Source organism: Mumia sp. ZJ430 (assembly GCF_011751845.1).
Lineage (GTDB): Bacteria > Actinomycetota > Actinomycetes > Propionibacteriales > Nocardioidaceae > Mumia.
In genome coordinates, this window is record NZ_JAAHFK010000004.1 from 1 (window position 1) to 17,637 (window position 17,637).

The window sequence follows — 17,637 nt, forward strand, 5'->3', positions numbered from 1 at the left end:
TGACGCCTGGCTTTGTGTTAGCCGAGGATGCGGCCGTTGGTGACGTTGATGTTGAGGGTGTTGCCTGATCCGGGGACGAGGAGGTTGATGAGCCAGGTGTTGAGGCCGCAGTGCTGGAAGTCTCCGATGGTGTAGGTGCCGCCGAGGGTGCCGCCGGTGATGAGGTTGAAGTTGCCGCCGGCGGGGGTGTTGGCGGGGATGGTGACGGGGTCCTTGGTGCGGCAGAAGGGGCCGGCGAAGGTCGGGAAGCCGGCGATCTTGATGTTGGAGAGTTTGATGTAGTAGCTGGCGGTGGAGGTGACGGGGGTGTTGTTGTTGACGATGTCGATGCGGCCGGTGATGGGGGCGGCTTCGACGAAGGTGACGTCGGCTTCGACGGGGATGAAGCCGATGACTTCGAATTTGGTGCGGGTGCCGGGTAGGGGCATGTGGCCGGTGAAGTCGCCGGTGTTGACGTCGAGGTTGGTGGTCAGTGTGGTGGGTCCGACGTTGATGGTGGAGTCGGTGGAGTTGATGTAGGAGGTGCCTTCGGCGTCGTGTTCGAGGCCGAGGGCGTTGGCGGCGGCTGCGGGGGCGATGGTCAGGGCGGCGGCGGCGCTGATGGTGGCGGCCCGACGAACCCAACGTGCAATACCGTTCATAGTGTGCTCCTTTTCGAGTGGGTGGCGCGTCTAGCGGGATATGGGTGGAGGGTGTGCCGGGCAGCTGCCCGGCACACCCTCTGGTGTAACTCGTCTGAGTGATCAGAAGATGTTGATGTCCCGGTTTCCGGGGCCATTGGTGTCGACGTTGTAGACCCCGTTGAAACTGGCACCGTTTCCGTTGGTGATGGCGCCGAGGCAGCCGGCGACGCCGCTGACGGTCAAGTTCGTGCCGGGCTCGGCGACTGTCAGGTCTTGCGTGCCGTTGGCCTTCGCGGCCTCGTTGAAGGAGCCCACGGCGCGGCCCTGGACGTTGAAATTACAGATCGCACCGTTGGTTGCGGTGTCCTTGACGTTGGCCATCACGGCTGTGCCGTTGCAGTTCTTGATCACGCCATTGAAGACGTTGGTCAGCGGCGCGGTCGAGGCCTGCGAGTACGGGTTGAGGTAGAGGCACCAGGCCGAGCTCTGGGTGACGGTCATCGCCAGGCCGCCCGGACCGATGCAGCCGGTCCAGGTGGTCGTAGCAAGGACGGCGACGTCCTCACCGAGCGTGTCGGGAGCCACGGGAGCCGTGAGCGCGCCGGAGTCGATGGTGCCAGCGGCGGTCGCGCCGGTGCAGCCCATGTTGACGCCGTTCACGACGAAGGTGACGGCACCCTTCGACGTTCCTGTCACGTTGTAGACGGTGCCTGAAGAATTTCCGCCGACGGCGACTGTGTGGTTCGGGCCGGCGACGGCCGGTCCGCCGAGAATGACGAGGGCGGTGGCGCCGAGGAAAGCGGCTGTCTTCTTGAATCGCATGGTGCGATCCCCCTTCGAACTCATGTTGTGACGGGCGTCACAACTGAGGCCACCTTGGCGATCCGGGTTGAGCGGTGTCTAGGGGAGCGGACGAGAAGTTGGCCGAAGCCGGCGCCGATGCTCAGGGCGGTGAGCATCGGACGCCCGTGATGCGCATCGGTGATGCGCTCGGCGGTAGAGCGTGTTGGGTGTGAGCGCTCGTTGAGCGCGCAGCCGTGGATGTTCACATACGTGAACATCCACGGGTCACGGTGAGGTCGGGGAGGAGCCCGTTGTGCCGTTTCCTTGCCCGCCTCCCCGGGGCATGCGAGCCTGTCGCCGTGTGGAAGATGTCACGCCGTCGCGGCGTTCGCCTGGTTGTTGTAGCCCCAGTTCTCGCTGTGCTGCTCGGTGGTTTCGCCGCGCGAAGCGCCGCGGAGGTCCCCTACCCCGGCCTCCCAGATCAAGAGCCGGAATATCCCGGCGGGGGATGGATTGGGGTGGCCCAGACCGCCATGACCCACATGGTTCGAGCGAAGCAGTGGGTGCGGATTCCCACTGTTCCGACGGCCGCGTGGAGCCAGTTGTCGTTCTCGAACTACCCGCCCGAGCATCAATGGTCAAGCACGAACCATTTCAGGAACTTCGTGTATTTCGTGTCTCCGCCTGGTTCCAGGCACAATTACGGAGACATGGAGCCTGTGACGGTCAGGACTGTCGCTTTCGGTGCGATTCCCGTCGAAGCGGTCGTCCAGATCAGTCAGCGGCGAGGCCCGGACGGGCTGCCGATTGGGCTCACCTTCACGACCGACCATGATGTTGACACCGGCACGCCGGGGGTGGTCGTCAACTTCTACCATGACTCCCAGATCGACGACGTGCTCTGGGTGAAGGTGCTGGCCGTCAAGGTGGATGGCAAGGATCTCCGACTTGCCGGGCAATGCCGGACTGTGCGGCCAGCGAAACTCTCCGTGTTGGGCGATGGCGGCGGCGATCTATCGGAGACGGAGATGGACCTTAGCAAGCACTACCGAGTCGCCGTTGGTGGACGACTTGCCGGGACGGTCGACGTTCCTGCGTTCTCGGGTTGCGTAACCAAGAGTGGCGACGACGTGTCGCGACTTGTGACGGCAACGGTCTCGGGTCCTGGCAACCCGATCAAGCTCCAGGTCAGTGCGGGGATCTGCACGAAGAAGTCGCCACTGGGAGGTCTTCCGCCGGCGCCGGGAGAGTCGACACCAGAAGCGGCGGGCTGCGAGATGGATCAGCTTCCTGCGGAGTTTCCGTATCCGAAGCGTGGCGACTGAGGTCCACGGCCATGTCGTAGGTGCGCTCTCGTCTCAAGGAAGAGAGCCCGGGAGTCTGTCATCAGACTCCCGGGCTCTCCTTCGTGACGCCTGGCTTTGTGTTAGCCGAGGATGCGGCCGTTGGTGACGTTGATGTTGAGGGTGTTGCCTGATCCGGGGACGAGGAGGTTGATGAGCCAGGTGTTGAGGCCGCAGTGCTGGAAGTCTCCGATGGTGTAGGTGCCGCCGAGGGTGCCGCCGGTGATGAGGTTGAAGTTGCCGCCGGCGGGGGTGTTGGCGGGGATGGTGACGGGGTCCTTGGTGCGGCAGAAGGGGCCGGCGAAGGTCGGGAAGCCGGCGATCTTGATGTTGGAGAGTTTGATGTAGTAGCTGGCGGTGGAGGTGACGGGGGTGTTGTTGTTGACGATGTCGATGCGGCCGGTGATGGGGGCGGCTTCGACGAAGGTGACGTCGGCTTCGACGGGGATGAAGCCGATGACTTCGAATTTGGTGCGGGTGCCGGGTAGGGGCATGTGGCCGGTGAAGTCGCCGGTGTTGACGTCGAGGTTGGTGGTCAGTGTGGTGGGTCCGACGTTGATGGTGGAGTCGGTGGAGTTGATGTAGGAGGTGCCTTCGGCGTCGTGTTCGAGGCCGAGGGCGTTGGCGGCGGCTGCGGGGGCGATGGTCAGGGCGGCGGCGGCGCTGATGGTGGCGGCCCGACGAACCCAACGACGTGTGGTCTTCATGGTCATGAACGTGTCCTCCTGCGACAGGTGAAGGCAGCCTCATGCATGCCTTCCGAACTGGCGTAACTGGAGTTCACACTGGCGATACGGGGATTGACCTGTCCAGATGTGTGCAGCCCTGTCCGTGTGCCACGTCGGTGGATGTTCAGGTACCTGAACATCCACCGACGTGGCGGGTCGCGAAGGTAACGCGAAGCCCACGCGATGCCGTCAGCGATGCGGGGCGTGGTAGCGGTGCTGAGGGCAACCGCGCCTCAACAGGCAGAAATCTTCGTGAATCGCATCGAGACTCCTCGAGGTCGGTCCGGGCGCGTCCCCCCGCGCCCGGCTCCATTGTGACCATGCCGGGCGTACGACGGGCGTGTCGAGACTCGCGACGGTCGGATGCTTTCTGGTCGGCCTGGATGTTCAGTCCCATGAGCATCCAGATGGTCAGTTGAGGGCCAGTGTGGCGGGCTCGGCGGAGGGGCTGCGGAGCGTTGGAGCGGCGGGCCTCCGCACGGTTCGGAAACCTTGTGAGCCAGGTGACAAGAAATGGTCACGAAAGGGTCACGAAGGGGCCCTCTTTGGTCAACCCTCTGTTGCGTGACCGGGACCACACCTAACTTCATCGCAGGCGCCGGTCACCTGAGGGGGCGGCCCGGCGCCGCCTACTTATCAAGGGCGCGCCGTCGCGTGCTCAGGGAAACCGACGGAGGACGCATGGGTGGGACGGTCGAGGTCGAGGGCCTCACGAAGAGCTTCGGGAGCCAGAACATCTGGCGTGACGTGACCCTGACTCTCCCGCCCGGCGAGATCACCGCCTTGCTCGGCCCTTCGGGGACGGGCAAGTCGGTGTTCCTCAAGTCGCTGATGGGCTTGATCCAACCGGAGGCCGGTGTCGCCCACATCGACGGCGTCGACATGTGCCGCGCCAAGGAGTCGCAGCGCCTCGAGCTGCGCAAGAGCTTCGGCGTCCTCTTCCAGGACGGCGCCCTCTTCGGCTCGATGCCGGTCTACGACAACGTCGCGTTTCCTCTGCGCGCCCACACCAACAAGACCGAAAAGGAGATCAAGCAGATCGTCTCCGAGAAGCTGGAGATGGTCGGCCTCCTCGGTCAGGAGCACAAGCTCCCCGGCGAGATGTCCGGCGGCATGCGCAAGCGCGCCGGCCTCGCCCGCTCGCTCGTCACGGAGCCGTCGATCATCCTCTGCGACGAGCCGGACTCGGGCCTCGACCCGGTCCGTACGGCGAACCTCGCTCAGCTCCTCCTCGACGTCAACACGCAGACCGACGCGACGATGCTCGTCGTCACCCACAACATCGAGCTCGCGCGGACGTTGCCGGATAACCTCGGCATGCTCTATCGCCGCGAACTCGTCATGTTCGGCCCGCGCGAGGAATTCCTCCTGACCGACCATCCCGTCGTGTCGCAGTTCATGAGCGGCGACCCCGACGGGCCGATCGGGATGAGCGAAGAGGTCGACCACAGCACGGTCCACGAACGTCCGGAGGAGCCGGTCTACGGCTACCCCGACGGCGGGGGGACCGCGACGATGGTGCGCGCCGGGGCGCGCGCCATCGAAGTGCTACCGCGCCAGCTCGTCCCGACGTCGGGGGCGGTACGAGCTGGCGCGGTTCGCCACGGCGGGAGGGTCTCGTCTGGCAAGGCGCCCCTCATCGTCGCCGACGACGAGGAGACTGACCCAGTAGCCCCACTCCGCAAGAAGCCCGCCGTCGTCCGGGGTCTGGACGAGATCGGCAACCTCTTTGCCCTGGGCCTGGACACGATCCGCGCGACCTTCCGTCGCCCGTTCGCTGCCCGTGAAGCGCTCGAGCAGTTCTGGTTCGTGGTGTCGGTGTCGTGGGTCCCGGCGATGCTCGTCGCCATCCCGTTCGGCGCCGTCATCGCACTCCAGCTCGGCACACTGACCATCCAGGTCGGCGCGCAGTCGTTCACCGGCGCGGCGAGCGTCCTCGCGGTCGTTCAACAAGCGGCACCGATCGTCACGACTCTCGTGATCGCGGGTGCGGGCGGTGCGGCCATCTGTGCCGACCTCGGTGCACGGACGATCCGCGATGAGATCGACGCGATGAAGGTGACCGGGGTGTCACCGATCCAGCGACTCGTCGTGCCACGCGTGCTCGCCTGCATGGGGGCCGCGGTCCTGCTCAACGGTCTGGTCTCGGTCGTCGGTGTCCTCGGTGGCTACTTCTTCAACGTCGTCGTGCAAGGCGGCACCCCCGGGGCCTACCTCGCCAGCTTCACCGCCCTCGCGCAGATCTCCGACCTGTGGGTCGGCGAGCTGAAGGCCGTCATCTTCGGCTTCATCGCCGGCGTCGTCGCGGCGTACCGGGGCCTCAACACCCGCCCCGGACCCAAGGGTGTCGGCGACTCGGTGAACCAGTCGGTCGTCATCACCTTCCTCCTGCTCTTCTTCGTCAACTTCGTCCTCACCACGCTGTATCTCCAGCTGGTGCCCGGCAAGGGAGCCTGACCGTCATGACCTCCACCCCCGACATCGCGCCTCGTGTCCGCCGACGGCGGCCGTGGGACAAGGCACTGGACGCGCTGGCCGACACCGGGCAGGACATCCGCTTCCACGGGCAGGTGATCGCCGCCATTCCGACCGCGATCCGCCGCTACCCGAAGGAGGTCCTCAAGCTCCTCTCCGAGGTCAGCTTCGGATCCGGTGCGCTCGCCGTCATCGGCGGCACCGTCGGCGTGATGGTCGGGATGAGCCTGTTCGTCGGCACCGTCGTCGGCATGCAGGGCTACGCCGCGCTCGACCAGATCGGCACGTCCACCCTCAACGGGTTCATCTCGGCTTACTTCAACACCCGGGAGATCGCCCCGCTCGTCGCCGCACTCGCACTCTCGGCGACCGTTGGCGCGGGCTTCACCGCTCAGCTCGGCGCGATGCGGATCAGCGAGGAGATTGACGCGCTGCAGGTGATGGGTGTCGGTGCGGTCCCGTTCCTCGTCAGCACCCGGGTGGTCGCCGGATTCATCGCGATCATCCCGCTGTACGTGATCGGCCTGCTCACCTCGTACGCGGGCTCGCGGATCGTCACCGTCTTCTTCCGAGGGCAGTCGGCGGGCACGTACGACCACTACTTCAACCTGTTCCTGCCACCGATCGACATCTTGCTGTCGTTCGCCAAGGTGCTCGTGTTCGCGGTGCTGATCATCTTGATCCACTGCCGGCTCGGCTTCAAGGCGAGCGGCGGTCCGGCAGGCGTCGGCACGGCGGTCGGTCACTCCGTGCGCCGCAGCATCGTCACCGTCGCCGTCCTCGACCTCGTCCTGTCGATGGCGATGTGGGGCACGACGACGACGGTGAGGATCGCCGGATGAGGTCGACGCGACTGCTCGACAGCCTCCTCGGCGTCGGCTACTTCCTGCTCATCGCGGCGTTCGTCACTGCCGCGATGCTCGTGTACAACAAGGCGTTTGTGTCGAGCACCGACGTCCGGCTGACGACCGGGACGATCGGCAACGCCCTCCAGAAGGGGTCCGACGTCAAGCTCAACGGTGTGCCCGTGGGGACGGTGACGTCGGTCGAGGCCGCTGAGGAAGGGGCCACGCTCACCCTCGCGCTCGAGCCCGAGATCGCCGACGAGCTCCCGCCGGACACGGTCGCGCGGCTGCTCCCCAAGACACTGTTCGGTGAGCGATACGTGGCGCTCCAAGCACCCGAGGAGTCCCTTGGCGGCGCGCTCTCGTCGGGGGACACGATCCGCCAGGACACCTCAGACGAGGCGATCGAGCTGGAGGAGGTCTTCGACGAGCTCCTCCCGCTGCTCCAGTCGATCCAGCCCGAGAAGCTGTCCGCCACCCTCGGCGAGCTGGCCGCGTTCCTGCGCGGACGCGGCACCGAGATCGGCGACTCGATGTCGAGCTGGGCCGGCTACATGGACAAGATGAACCCGTTGGTGCCGCAGATGGCCGAGGACTTCGGCAAGCTCGGTGAGCTCGCGGTCGAGTACGAAGAGGCGCTGCCCGACCTCATCAACGCGCTCGACACGATGACGACCACCTCCAAGACCCTGACCGAGCAGCGCACCGAGCTCGGCGAGGTGTATGCGAACGTCATCGCCGCCGGAGACGAGACCACCGGCTGGGTCAAGGACAACAAGAAGACGATCATCGTCCTCTCGGAGGAGAGCCGCGTCGCGCTGAAGGCCACCGCCCCGTACGCCTCGCAGTTCCCTTGCCTGCTCCGGGCCACCAGCGCGTTCGTCCCGCAGATGGACGACGTGCTCGGCGCCGGGACGGACGAGCCGGGCATCCATGTCGTGCTCAACGTCGTCGAGTCCCGCGGCAAGTACCTGCCAGGCAAGGACCGCCCGCGCTACCGCAGCAACGGCAAGCCGCGGTGCCCGTACATGAACGGCCAGACCGGTACGACCCCCGTACGGGCCGCGGACGAGCCACCGGCGATCCCCGCGCCGCCGTCGAGCCGCCTCGAGCAGCAGTTCGCGGACGGCGGCGGGCTCGGTGAGGCCAACTCGCCCGGCGAGAACCAGCTCATCGCCGAGCTCGTCGCGCCGACCCAGGGCCTGGCGCCGGCCGAGTACCCGTCCTGGTCGAGCCTTCTCGTGGGCCCCACCCTCCGCCACACGAAGGTGACGCTCAAATGACCTCGACCCTGATCAAGAGCATCGTGTTCACGGTGGTCACGGTCCTGGCGACCCTCGCGCTCGCCGGCACGATCCGCAACAGCACGAGCGGCGAGTCCACGGTCTATACGGCGCTGTTCTCCGACGCGACCAGCCTCAACCGGGGTGACGACGTACGGATGGCGGGCGTCAAGGTCGGCACCGTCGAGACCATCGAGGTCGCCGACCGCAGCGTCGCCAAGGTGACCTTCACGATCTCCGACACCGTCACGCTGACGACCGGCGCGACCGCACAGCTGCGGTTCCGCAACCTCGTCGGCCAGCGCTACATCTCGCTGATGCCGGCGGAGACCACCGGCGCGCCGTTGCCCGAGGGGCACACCTTCACCGTGAGCGAGACCCGGCCGGCGCTCGACCTGACGATGTTGTTCAACGGGTTCCAGCCGCTGTTCAAGATGCTGAACCCCGACGACGTCAACCAGCTCAGCTCGGAGATCATCGCCGTCTTCCAGGGTGAGGGCGCGACCGTCGAGGGGCTGCTGTCGAGCACGGCCAGCCTCACGTCGACGCTCGCCGAGCGCGACGAGGTGATCGGTCAGCTCGTGACCAACCTCAACGACGTGCTGACGGTCGTCAATGACCGTACGGACCAGCTCGACACGACACTGGTGACCCTCCAGAAGCTCGTCAGCGGGCTGGCCGCCGACCGCGCCGCGATCGGCGACTCGATCGCGGGGATCGGGGCCCTGACCACGAGCGTCAGCGGGTTGCTCGAGGAGACACGGCCGCCGCTCAAGGGCTCGATCGCGGCGCTCGAGGACGTGTCGGCCGTGCTCGCCGACAACGAGGAGGTCGTCGACACCTTCCTCCAGCGGCTCCCGGCCAAGCTCGACAAGATCGGTCGCCTCGCGAGCTATGGCTCCTGGCTCAACTTCTACGTGTGCTCCATCGAGGGCCGCATCCCGATGCCGGAGGGCTACATGGGTGATCTCGGCGTGAAGCCGGTCGCAGGGAGGTGCCGCTGATGAGTCGGGTGAAGCGCAGATATCCCACGTCGTTCGCGGAGCGCAACAAGGTCGTCCTCGCGATCGTGGGCATGCTCTCGATGGCGCTGATCTTCCTCGTGACGTTCAACGCCGACGCCATGCCGGTGATCGGCGGCGGCGACATCCGCGAGGCGCGCTTCGCCGAGGGCGGCGGCCTCAAGAAGGGCAACGAGGTCAGGGTCGCCGGCGTCAAGGTCGGCAAGGTCACCGAGATCTCGCTCGACGGCGCCCAGGTCGTCGTGAAGTTCCGGATCAAGGACGTCGAGCTCGGCAGCGAAACGCGGGCCGCGGTCAAGGTCAAGACGATGCTTGGCCAGAAGTACTTGGCGCTCGAACCGGCCGGGACGACGCCGCTGGACGGAGCGATCCCGGTCGAGCACACGATGACCCCGTACGACGTCAACGCGGCGTTCTCCGACCTCTCGACGACGATCGACGAGATCGACACGGAGAAGATGGAGGAGAGCTTCCTGACGCTCGCCGACGCCTTCCGTGACACCCCGGAGTCGGTGCAGACCATGGTCGCGGGACTGACCGACCTGTCGCGGACGATCTCGAGCCGCGACGAAGAGCTCGCCGAGCTGTTCGCGTCGACGACGCAGGTCACGAGCACGCTGCGCAACCGCAACGATGAGTTCGAGAAGATCATCACCGACGGCAGCGACCTGCTCGGCGAGCTCCAGGCGCGGCGCGACGCGGTCAAGGCGATGTGGGAGGGCACGGCGTCTCTCAGCCGTGAGATGAAGGGGCTCGTCGCCGACAACGAGGAGCAGCTGCGCCCGGCGCTCGCCAAGCTCGACGAGGTCACCGAGATCCTTCAGCGCAACCAGGACAACCTCAACGCCGCGCTGGCCAAGATCGGCCCGTACTACCGGATGCTGGCGACTTCGATGGGCAACGGACGGTGGGTCGACTCGTACATCTGCGGCCTCTTCGACGCCCAGGGCAGGCCGGTCCTCGACAACGACGTCCTCCGCAACTGCTCGCCGAAGGCTGGAGGTGCCCGATGAGGATCAACCTCAAGCAGTGGACGATCGGTGCGGTCATCATCGCCGCGCTCGGGCTGTCCGGCTTCGCGTCCGACCGGGTGATCGCCGCGGGCGGCACCGAGGTGACCGCGTTGTTCGACGCCACGATCGGCCTCTATCCAGGATCGGACGTGCAAGTCCTCGGCGTCGCGATCGGCACCGTGACGGCGGTGGAGCCCGAAGGCGGTCAGGTCCGCGTGTCGATGAAGCTCGACCGGGGCCAGCACGTCGCCGCGGACACGAGCGCCGTGATCGTCGCGCCGACGCTGGTCAGCGACCGGTTCGTCCAGCTCACCGAGCCGTACGTCGGGGGAGCGAAGCTCGAGTCCGGCGACGAGATCACGAAGACCGCGGTGCCGGTCGAGATCGACGAGCTCTACGCGAGCCTCAACGACGTCGGCCAACGCCTCGGCCCCGAGGGCGCCAACCGCAACGGTGCGCTGTCCGAGCTGCTCACGGTCGCCGCGGACAACCTCAAGGGCCAGGGCGCCGACATCAACGAGATGTTCGGCGAGTTCGGCAAGGCCACCAAGACGCTGTCGAACTCCGACGACGACCTGTTCGCGACGATCGCGAACCTCAAGGAGTTCAACGACATGCTCGTCGAGAACGACACGTCGGTGGCCCAGGTCAACCGGCAGTTCGCCGAGGTCGCCGACTACCTCGCCGAGGACCGCGAGAGCATGGCCGGCGCGATCGCGAGCCTCGGTGACTCGCTGGCCGTCCTCGACGACTTCATCCGCGACAACCGGGGCAACCTCAAGACCAGCGTCGACAAGCTGAAAGGCCCGACCCGGGTGCTGGTCAACCAGCAGAAGTCGCTTGAGGAGGCGGTGCAGACCATCCCGCTGGCCCTCCAGAACTTCCTCAACGCGTACAACATCGAGACGAACACCGTCGACGGGCGCGGCAACCTCAATGAGCTGTCGCTGTGGTCGACGAACGGCCTCGACGCCCAGTCGTCCGACGACGCGCCGCCGGTGCTCCTGCCCGGGCTAGGGGAGGACCGATGAAGCCGCATCGCTGGTTGAGCTTGTCGCAGCCCCGCCGCTGGTTGAGCTTGTCGAAACCGAGCCTGTCGAAACCGAGCACCCGCTGGTTGAGCCTGTCGAAACCGAGCCTGTCGAAACCCGCTGTCCTCGCTGCCGTCGCGACGTTGACGCTCACCGGCTGCAGCGTCGGCAGCGTGTACGACGCGCCGCTGCCCGGCGGCGCGGACGTCGGCTCTGACCCGGTCACGATCACTGCCGACTTCGACGACGTGCTCGACCTGGTCCCGCAGTCGAGCGTCAAGGTGGACAACGTCGACGTCGGTCGTGTCTCCAAGATCGCGCTGAATCCCGGCGGCCGCAGTGCCAAGGTGACGCTCGTCGTCAACGACAGCGTGCGGCTGCCCGCAGGGACAACCGCCCGGCTCCAGCAGACCTCGCTGCTCGGCGAGAAGTACGTGGCGCTGGTACGCCCGGCCGCCGCCGAGCCAGGCGACCCGGTCGGCGACGGCGACGAGATCCCGCTCGCGGCGACCTCCCAGGCCGCGCAGGTCGAGCAGGTGCTCGGCGCGCTCTCGATGGTGCTCAACGGCGGCGGGATCGGGCAGTTCCAGGAGATCTCCCGTGAGCTGCAGGCCGTGAGCAAGGGGCGCCCGGAGGAGATCAAGGGTTTCCTCCGTGAGATGGAGGGATTCGTCACCGCGCTCGACGAGCGCAAGGGCGCGATCACCGATGCCATCGACGGGCTCGCCTCGCTGTCGCAGACGCTCGAGCAGGACACCGACAAGATCGCGTCGGCGCTCGACGGGCTGAGCCCCGGCATGGAGGTCCTGGTCGAGCAGCGGACGCAGCTCGTCGCGATGCTCGAGGCGCTCGACCGTCTCTCGGACGTCACGGTCGACACGCTGGACAAGGCGCAGAAGGACATCGTTGCCGACTTCGAGCTGCTCGAGCCGATCCTCGAACAGCTCGCGAAGGCGGGCGAGGACCTCCCGAAGTCGCTGGAGATCCTGCTGACGTACCCGTTCCCGGACTCGGTGCTCGGCGCGATCAAGGGCGACTACATGAACGTCTTCATCACGACGAACTTCCGGACGCTTCCGGCGGGCTGCAAGGCGGCCGGGTGCTCGTGGCCGCAGGTGCCGGGCAGCGCTCAGACCGGATCCGCGCCGAGTCCGGTGGACGCGGACCGCCTGACCGTACGGAACGACCCGCCGACGCTGCTGCCGCCCACGGACTCGCCGACGCCGGGTGCGCCCGGGCCGACGATCCCCGTACCGACTGACAGTCCGGCGTCGCCGTCGCCGTCGCCGTCGCCCTCACCCTCGCCGTCTCCGGAGTCGCCGTCGCCGACGGCCCCGGAGTCGCCGAGCGCGACGCCGGACGACCCCGCGACCCCACCGAAGGAGGGTGACGACTGATGCTGACCGGTCGTACGAAGACCCAGCTCGTCGCGTTCGTGGTGGTCGCGCTGCTCGCCACCACATACCTCGGGGCGAAGTACGTGGGGATCAACCTGTTCGGCTCCGGCTACACGATCACCGTGTCGCTGCCCGAGACGGGCGGCATCTTCACCAACGGCGAGGTGACCTACCGCGGGGTGCCGATCGGGCGCATCGAGAGCTTGAAGGCCACGGACGACGGCGTCGAGGCCGTTCTCAAGATCGACGCCGACGCGCCCGACATCCCGGCCGACGTCACCGTCAAGGTCGCGAACCGCTCGACGATCGGCGAACAGTACATCGACCTGCGGGGCGACACCGGGGGCGAGACGCTCGCCGCGGGCGCTCAGCTCAGCGCGGGCCAGGAGGCGATCCCGCAGCCGATCGACGTGCTCCTCCGTACGTCCCGCGACTTCGCAGACTCGGTGCCCCAGGAGGACCTGACGACGGTCATCGACGAGGGGTACAACCTCTCGCAGGGGGCCAGCGGAGACCTCACGCAGCTGCTCGACGCGTCGCTGGAGTTCCACGAGATCGCCGACAAGAACTTCCTCGTCAGCGCCGCGCTCATCCGCAACTCCGAGACGGTGCTCGACACGCAGCTCGCTGCCGCCGACAGCATCAAGAGCTACAGCGAGAGCCTCGACCTCCTCGCCACCACGCTCGCCGATGCCGACGGCGACCTGCGTGCGCTGATCGCCAGCTCGCCGGTCGCGGCCCAGGAGATCAACCAGCTCTTCAAGGACGTCGGGGTCCCGCTGGGCGTCCTCATGAGCAACCTCGTCTCGACGGCACAGGTCTTCGGCACGAACTCCCAGGGTGTCGAGGACGCGCTCATCCGCATCCCCGAGGCGATCAGCATCGGGTGGGCGGTCAACGGCTCGAAGGGCCTGAACCTCGGGCTCACTCCCACGTTTTTCGACCCGCTGCCCTGTGTGGCGGGCTACGGTGGCACCGAGCTGCGCGAGGGGACCGACACGAGCGCGGGCAAGCCCTTCAACAAGAAGGCGCGCTGCACCGCGAGCCCGAGCTCAGGGAAGAACGTCCGCGGACCTCACAGCTTGCCGAAGAAGAGCAACGGCTCGGCCGCGGCGAAGGTGACCGTCCCGTCGACGATGGGCGACCTCCTGGGAGGGAGCGAATGACCGTGGACCAGATCGAGGAGCCGGCCGACACGGACGAGGCGAACGACCCGTCCGACCCGTCCGACCCGTCCGAGGCGACGGCGGCGAGCGACACGACGACGGCGGCCGCGCCGCGTTGGCGACGGTTCGTCCTGCCGGCTGCGGCGGCCCTCGTCTTCGCCGTCGGCGTCTTCCTGTGGTGGAGCGCCGCCACGGACGAGCAGCTCAGCCAAGCCGAGGTTCGTGACGAGGTGCTGATCGCGGCGACCCACCACATCGAGACCATGAACACCCTCGACTACCGCGAGGTGGACGCTGGCCTCGAGGCATGGATGGACGTCACGACCGGCACGCTCCACGACCAGCTCGCCCAGGTCGGTGACGACGAACGCCAGCTGCTCGCCGACCAGAAGAAGATCTCGACGGGCAAGGTCGTCGACAGCGCTGTCTTCTCGCTCGACGGCGACACGGCGACCGTCGTCGCCTCGGTGGAGGTGACGGTCAAGGACGATGCCGACCCGGACGCCGAGCCGACCCTCAAGCGCAACCGGTTCAGCGCCGACGCCGTGAAGGTCGGGGACCAGTGGCTCCTCGAGAACCTCCAGCAGGTGGCGGTGAACCTCTCGTGACGACCGTGCGTACGCGGCTCTCCGTACTGCGCCCGCACCTCGTGCTGGCCCTCCTGGTCGCCCTGACCGTCTTCGGGCTCGTCGGTGTCTGGATGGCGTACGACATCCGTTCGACACCCGCCGCCCAGAACCTCGCCGTCGTCGACACGACCGCGACGGCCGAGGTCCAGTCGGAGGTGTCGCGGGCGCTCACCCGGGTGCTCAGCTACAGCTACGACGACCCGACGACGACCGAGCAGGCTGCCGACGAGGTGCTGTCCGGCGACGCGCGCAAGGAGTACGACACGTTGTTCGCGTCGCTCCAGGAGCGCGCTCCCGGTCAGCAGCTCGTGCTCACCGCCCAGGTCCAGATGGCGGCGGTCAAGGAGCTCACCGACGACACCGCCACGCTGCTGGTCTTCCTCGACCAGTCGTCTCAGCGCGTCGACGACAAGGAAGCGAGCGTCTCGGCGGCGCAGCTGGCGGTCGAGGCCAAGAAGGTCGACGGCGCCTGGACAGTCACGGGCCTCACCCCACTGTGACGGTGAGGTTGGCGCGACGGCGCTGGTCGAGCGGGTACGCCCGCCGGTCGAGGCGAGCGTCGAGCAGCGCGCACGCGCGCTCGGCCTGACCGGCGCTGACGAGGCAGAAGAGCAGCGTCTCCTCGACGACCTCGCGCTGCGCGGCAGAGCCACCCACCTGGACGAGCACGGGCAGGACGTCGTCGAGCAGCGCGATGGCGTCGGTCCAGCGCCGCTCGCCTGCCGCCAGGAGGGCGTCGCACACGGTCGCGACGGCCGTACGGACGGCGGCCTCGGGCGAGTTGCGGCAGTGCTGCGCGAGTGCGGCGAGCCGCTGGTGCTCCTCTGCGCTGGCGAGCGCGAGAGCGGCATGCAGCGCCACGAACGGCGTCTCGGGCCGCTCGAGGAGCGCGACGTCGACGGCGTCGAGCACCGGCTGGACGGGCGGCGCCGCCTCCGACATCGTCATGCGCCAGCGCCACAGCAGCGAGCCCGAGTCGATGAGCGCGCGGACCCCGGTCACGGTCGGCGGGGCGAGCTGCGAGTAGTAGCGCTGGCGTACGGCTTCGGTGTCGCCGAGCGCGAGCTCGTGCAGCGCGGCGTGCCACGAGAAGTGCGCGCGGTGGCTCGCGGAGCGTCCGCTCTCGGCGACCCAGTGATCGAGCCACACGCGTCCGCCCTCGTGCTGCCCCGTCTCGTACATGACGTGCGTCAGCGCGTGCACGGCGTGGCCTGACGACGGCTCGCACGACAGCGCGCTCTCCGCGAGCAGGCCGGCCTCCTCGAAGCGGCCCTGGTCCTGGCGGGTGAAGGCGAGCAGCGAGATGTACCACCAGTGGTCGCCGTACGCGGGCGCCAGGCCCTCGACGAGGTCCCACGCCTCCTGCTGCACGTCGGTGACGCCGGAGAACGCGATCGTCGGGACGGCGGCCGAGACCGCGAGGATGTCGCGCGGGTGCGTCGCGAGGTGGTTCATGAGTGCCCGCGCGCCCTTGTGCCGGACGTCGCGGACACGCTGCCCGACGACATCGACGAGGCTGCGCTCACGCTCGTCGCCGCGCTTGCGGACGGCGCGCCGGGCGGCCTCGAGTGAGGCCTGCACGTCGGCGTCGGCTCCGGCCTCGTGGCCGAGCAGCGCCAGCGTCGCGTGCCCGAGCGCGAAGTCGGGGTCGTGCGCGACCGCCTCGCGCAACGGCACCTCGACGTCGTCCTGCAGTCGCATGAGGCGCTCGAGACCGGCGTTGTACGCGGCGGCGGCCTCGGCCGTCGTCGAGAGGGGGAGGCCCAGCGGGTCACGAGGACGGGCCGCCGGGTGGTGACCGCTGACGAGCCGGCCGTCCGCGAGGCGACGAGGCTGCGGCGCGACCGCGTCGAGGACGGAGGTGGCGACCGCGAGCGCCTGGCTGCGGATCTCGGGCACCGCCGTCGACTCCCACAGCTCGCCGCGACGCAGCGCGCCGAGCGTCCAGACTGGAGCGTCGGCACGCCCCTCGGAGTCGACGAGGCGACCACCCTGCGTACGAAGGCCCATGCCGGCCGTCGCGACCTCGGCCAGCGCAGCGCCGCCGCGCGGGCGGAGGAGGTCGTCGAGGAACGGGTCGCCGACCGTCCGGATGTCGGCACGCGGCCCCGTACAGTTCACGACCCAGCCCACGTCGTACGAGGCCTCGCCGCCCCCTTCGCTGGTCGACCCTGTCCCTTCGCTGGTCGAGCCTGTCGAGACCCGCACCCGCAGCCCGCCGCCCGGCAGCGGCTCGGCGCCGAGGACGGAGCCGGTGCCGAGGACGAGCCGCCCCGCCTGGCGCAGGCCGCCGATCAGCGCGGCGCTCGACGGGGCCATGCGATGCCGCAGGACGTTCCAGGCGCCGGCGTGGTCGGCGACGAACGCGCGCTTGTCGGCCTCGCTCAGGCGCCCCCACAGCGTCGACACCTGGAACCGCAGCCCGTCGGCGCCCGGCCGCCAGTCGCCAGAGTCACGGCGCACGCTCGCGAGGTGGCGGGCCGCGGCGTCGAGGATCGATGCCAGGTCGTCGCCCCAGTCGGAGACGTCGGGGATGGCGGCGAGCTTGAGCTCGGAGGCGTGGCGGCGGGGGAGTCGGCCGTGGCGGGAGATCGCGCGGACCACCCGGTCGTCGCGGGACCCGGCGTCGGTGAGCGACAAGGTGACGTCGACGGCCGTTAGTCCCGTACCGACGAGCAGGACGTCGCCCGGGCCGGAGCGGTCTCGGCGGACGACGTCGACTGCGCCGGGTGCCCACGGGTCGGGGACGAAGAAGGCCGAGCCGGTCAGCGCTTCGGGCGCCCAGGCGTGCCCGGCGGCGGGCAAGCCGGTGGCGACGACGACCGCGTCGGCGGCGAGGTCACGTCCGTCGGCCGTGGCGACGACGGCGCCGGAGGGCGTACGGCGCAGCGCGACCGCGCGGGTCCGGAGGTGGCGCAGCGACGCGAACTCGCCGGGCGGGCCCTGGTAGGCCTCGGTCAGCGTCTCGTCGAGGTAGCGCGCGTACTGGCGGCGCCGGGCGAACGTCCCGGGATCGCTGCCGTGCTCGGCGTCCTCGCGGGTGCGCCACGCCACGAAGTGGGCGGGGTCCTGGGGGAGCGCGCTCATCCCCGCGGCGGGGACGTTGAGGAGGTGCTGGTCGTCGAGCGTCCCGAACGACGGGCCGCGGCCCCAGCGGTCGGCCGGGTCGACGAGGACGACGTCGACGCCGGTGGAGCGTCCGCCCGCGGTCCGCGCGAGATGCAGCGCGACCAACGTGCCGGATGCTCCCGCGCCGACGATGACGACGGTCGGGCGGGTACGGCGGGGAGCGGTCACGG

At 68.4% G+C, this 17,637-nt stretch carries 16 protein-coding genes and 1 pseudogene; 12 read left to right on the forward strand and 5 right to left on the reverse strand.

Translation table 11 applies throughout. The annotated features are described in order from the left end of the window. Positions 1-17: 17 nt before the first annotated feature. From HCT63_RS16135 to HCT63_RS16145, 3 genes are all read right to left on the reverse strand, one after another. Positions 18-641, reverse strand: a complete 624-nt coding sequence (locus HCT63_RS16135) for a hypothetical protein (protein ID WP_167007275.1) — start codon at positions 639-641, stop codon at positions 18-20. 102 nt (positions 642-743) lie between these two features. Then, entirely contained in the window at positions 744-1,445 is a 702-nt protein-coding gene (locus HCT63_RS16140; protein WP_167007278.1) for a hypothetical protein, read from the reverse strand. A gap of 20 nt (positions 1,446-1,465) precedes the next feature. Further along, positions 1,466-1,684 (reverse strand): hypothetical protein, encoded by a 219-nt coding sequence (locus HCT63_RS16145; RefSeq protein ID WP_167007280.1) that lies wholly within the window; start codon positions 1,682-1,684, stop codon positions 1,466-1,468. Positions 1,685-1,924: 240 nt separating this feature from the next. Between HCT63_RS16145 and HCT63_RS16150 the strand changes: the two genes are divergently transcribed. Continuing rightward, positions 1,925-2,731 (forward strand): hypothetical protein, encoded by an 807-nt coding sequence (locus tag HCT63_RS16150; protein WP_167007282.1) that lies wholly within the window; start codon positions 1,925-1,927, stop codon positions 2,729-2,731. A gap of 101 nt (positions 2,732-2,832) precedes the next feature. On the opposite strand, the gene HCT63_RS16155 is transcribed toward HCT63_RS16150, so the two are convergent. After that, positions 2,833-3,462 carry a hypothetical protein gene (locus tag HCT63_RS16155; protein WP_167007283.1) on the reverse strand — a complete coding sequence of 210 codons (630 nt, stop codon included), beginning with the start codon at positions 3,460-3,462 and terminating at the stop codon, positions 2,833-2,835. A gap of 696 nt (positions 3,463-4,158) precedes the next feature. Here HCT63_RS16155 and HCT63_RS20725 point away from each other — a divergent pair. The 11 genes and pseudogenes from HCT63_RS20725 to HCT63_RS16210 form a co-directional block, all read left to right on the forward strand. Then, positions 4,159-4,647: pseudogene (locus tag HCT63_RS20725) on the forward strand (ATP-binding cassette domain-containing protein); the annotation flags it as partial. 537 nt (positions 4,648-5,184) lie between these two features. After that, on the forward strand, positions 5,185-5,934 hold the full coding sequence (locus HCT63_RS16165) for an ABC transporter permease (protein WP_243843143.1): 750 nt from the start codon (positions 5,185-5,187) through the stop codon (positions 5,932-5,934). A 5-nt stretch (positions 5,935-5,939) separates the two neighbouring features. After that, on the forward strand, positions 5,940-6,794 hold the full coding sequence (locus HCT63_RS16170; protein WP_167007284.1) for an ABC transporter permease: 855 nt from the start codon (positions 5,940-5,942) through the stop codon (positions 6,792-6,794). Continuing rightward, positions 6,791-8,080, forward strand: a complete 1,290-nt coding sequence (locus HCT63_RS16175) for an MCE family protein (RefSeq protein WP_167007285.1) — start codon at positions 6,791-6,793, stop codon at positions 8,078-8,080. The genes HCT63_RS16170 and HCT63_RS16175 overlap by 4 nt, the downstream gene beginning before the upstream one ends. Then, positions 8,077-9,084 (forward strand): MCE family protein, encoded by a 1,008-nt coding sequence (locus tag HCT63_RS16180; RefSeq protein ID WP_167007286.1) that lies wholly within the window; start codon positions 8,077-8,079, stop codon positions 9,082-9,084. Before HCT63_RS16175 ends, HCT63_RS16180 begins: the two co-directional genes overlap by 4 nt. Then, on the forward strand, positions 9,084-10,115 hold the full coding sequence (locus HCT63_RS16185; protein WP_243843082.1) for an MCE family protein: 1,032 nt from the start codon (positions 9,084-9,086) through the stop codon (positions 10,113-10,115). The genes HCT63_RS16180 and HCT63_RS16185 overlap by 1 nt, the downstream gene beginning before the upstream one ends. Next, positions 10,112-11,146, forward strand: coding sequence for an MCE family protein (locus HCT63_RS16190; protein ID WP_167007288.1), 1,035 nt, complete (start codon positions 10,112-10,114; stop codon positions 11,144-11,146). Before HCT63_RS16185 ends, HCT63_RS16190 begins: the two co-directional genes overlap by 4 nt. An 86-nt stretch (positions 11,147-11,232) precedes the next feature. Beyond that, positions 11,233-12,543 (forward strand): MCE family protein, encoded by a 1,311-nt coding sequence (locus HCT63_RS16195; protein WP_208322487.1) that lies wholly within the window; start codon positions 11,233-11,235, stop codon positions 12,541-12,543. After that, positions 12,543-13,709, forward strand: a complete 1,167-nt coding sequence (locus HCT63_RS16200) for an MlaD family protein (RefSeq protein ID WP_167007291.1) — start codon at positions 12,543-12,545, stop codon at positions 13,707-13,709. Before HCT63_RS16195 ends, HCT63_RS16200 begins: the two co-directional genes overlap by 1 nt. After that, entirely contained in the window at positions 13,706-14,317 is a 612-nt protein-coding gene (locus tag HCT63_RS16205; protein ID WP_167007294.1) for a nuclear transport factor 2 family protein, read from the forward strand. The genes HCT63_RS16200 and HCT63_RS16205 overlap by 4 nt, the downstream gene beginning before the upstream one ends. Beyond that, complete coding sequence (locus HCT63_RS16210) at positions 14,314-14,838, forward strand: hypothetical protein (RefSeq protein ID WP_167007297.1); 525 nt, start codon at positions 14,314-14,316, stop codon at positions 14,836-14,838. The genes HCT63_RS16205 and HCT63_RS16210 overlap by 4 nt, the downstream gene beginning before the upstream one ends. On the opposite strand, the gene HCT63_RS16215 is transcribed toward HCT63_RS16210, so the two are convergent. Beyond that, positions 14,825-17,635 (reverse strand): FAD/NAD(P)-binding protein, encoded by a 2,811-nt coding sequence (locus HCT63_RS16215; RefSeq protein WP_167007300.1) that lies wholly within the window; start codon positions 17,633-17,635, stop codon positions 14,825-14,827. The genes HCT63_RS16210 and HCT63_RS16215 overlap by 14 nt on opposite strands. Positions 17,636-17,637: the final 2 nt, after the last annotated feature.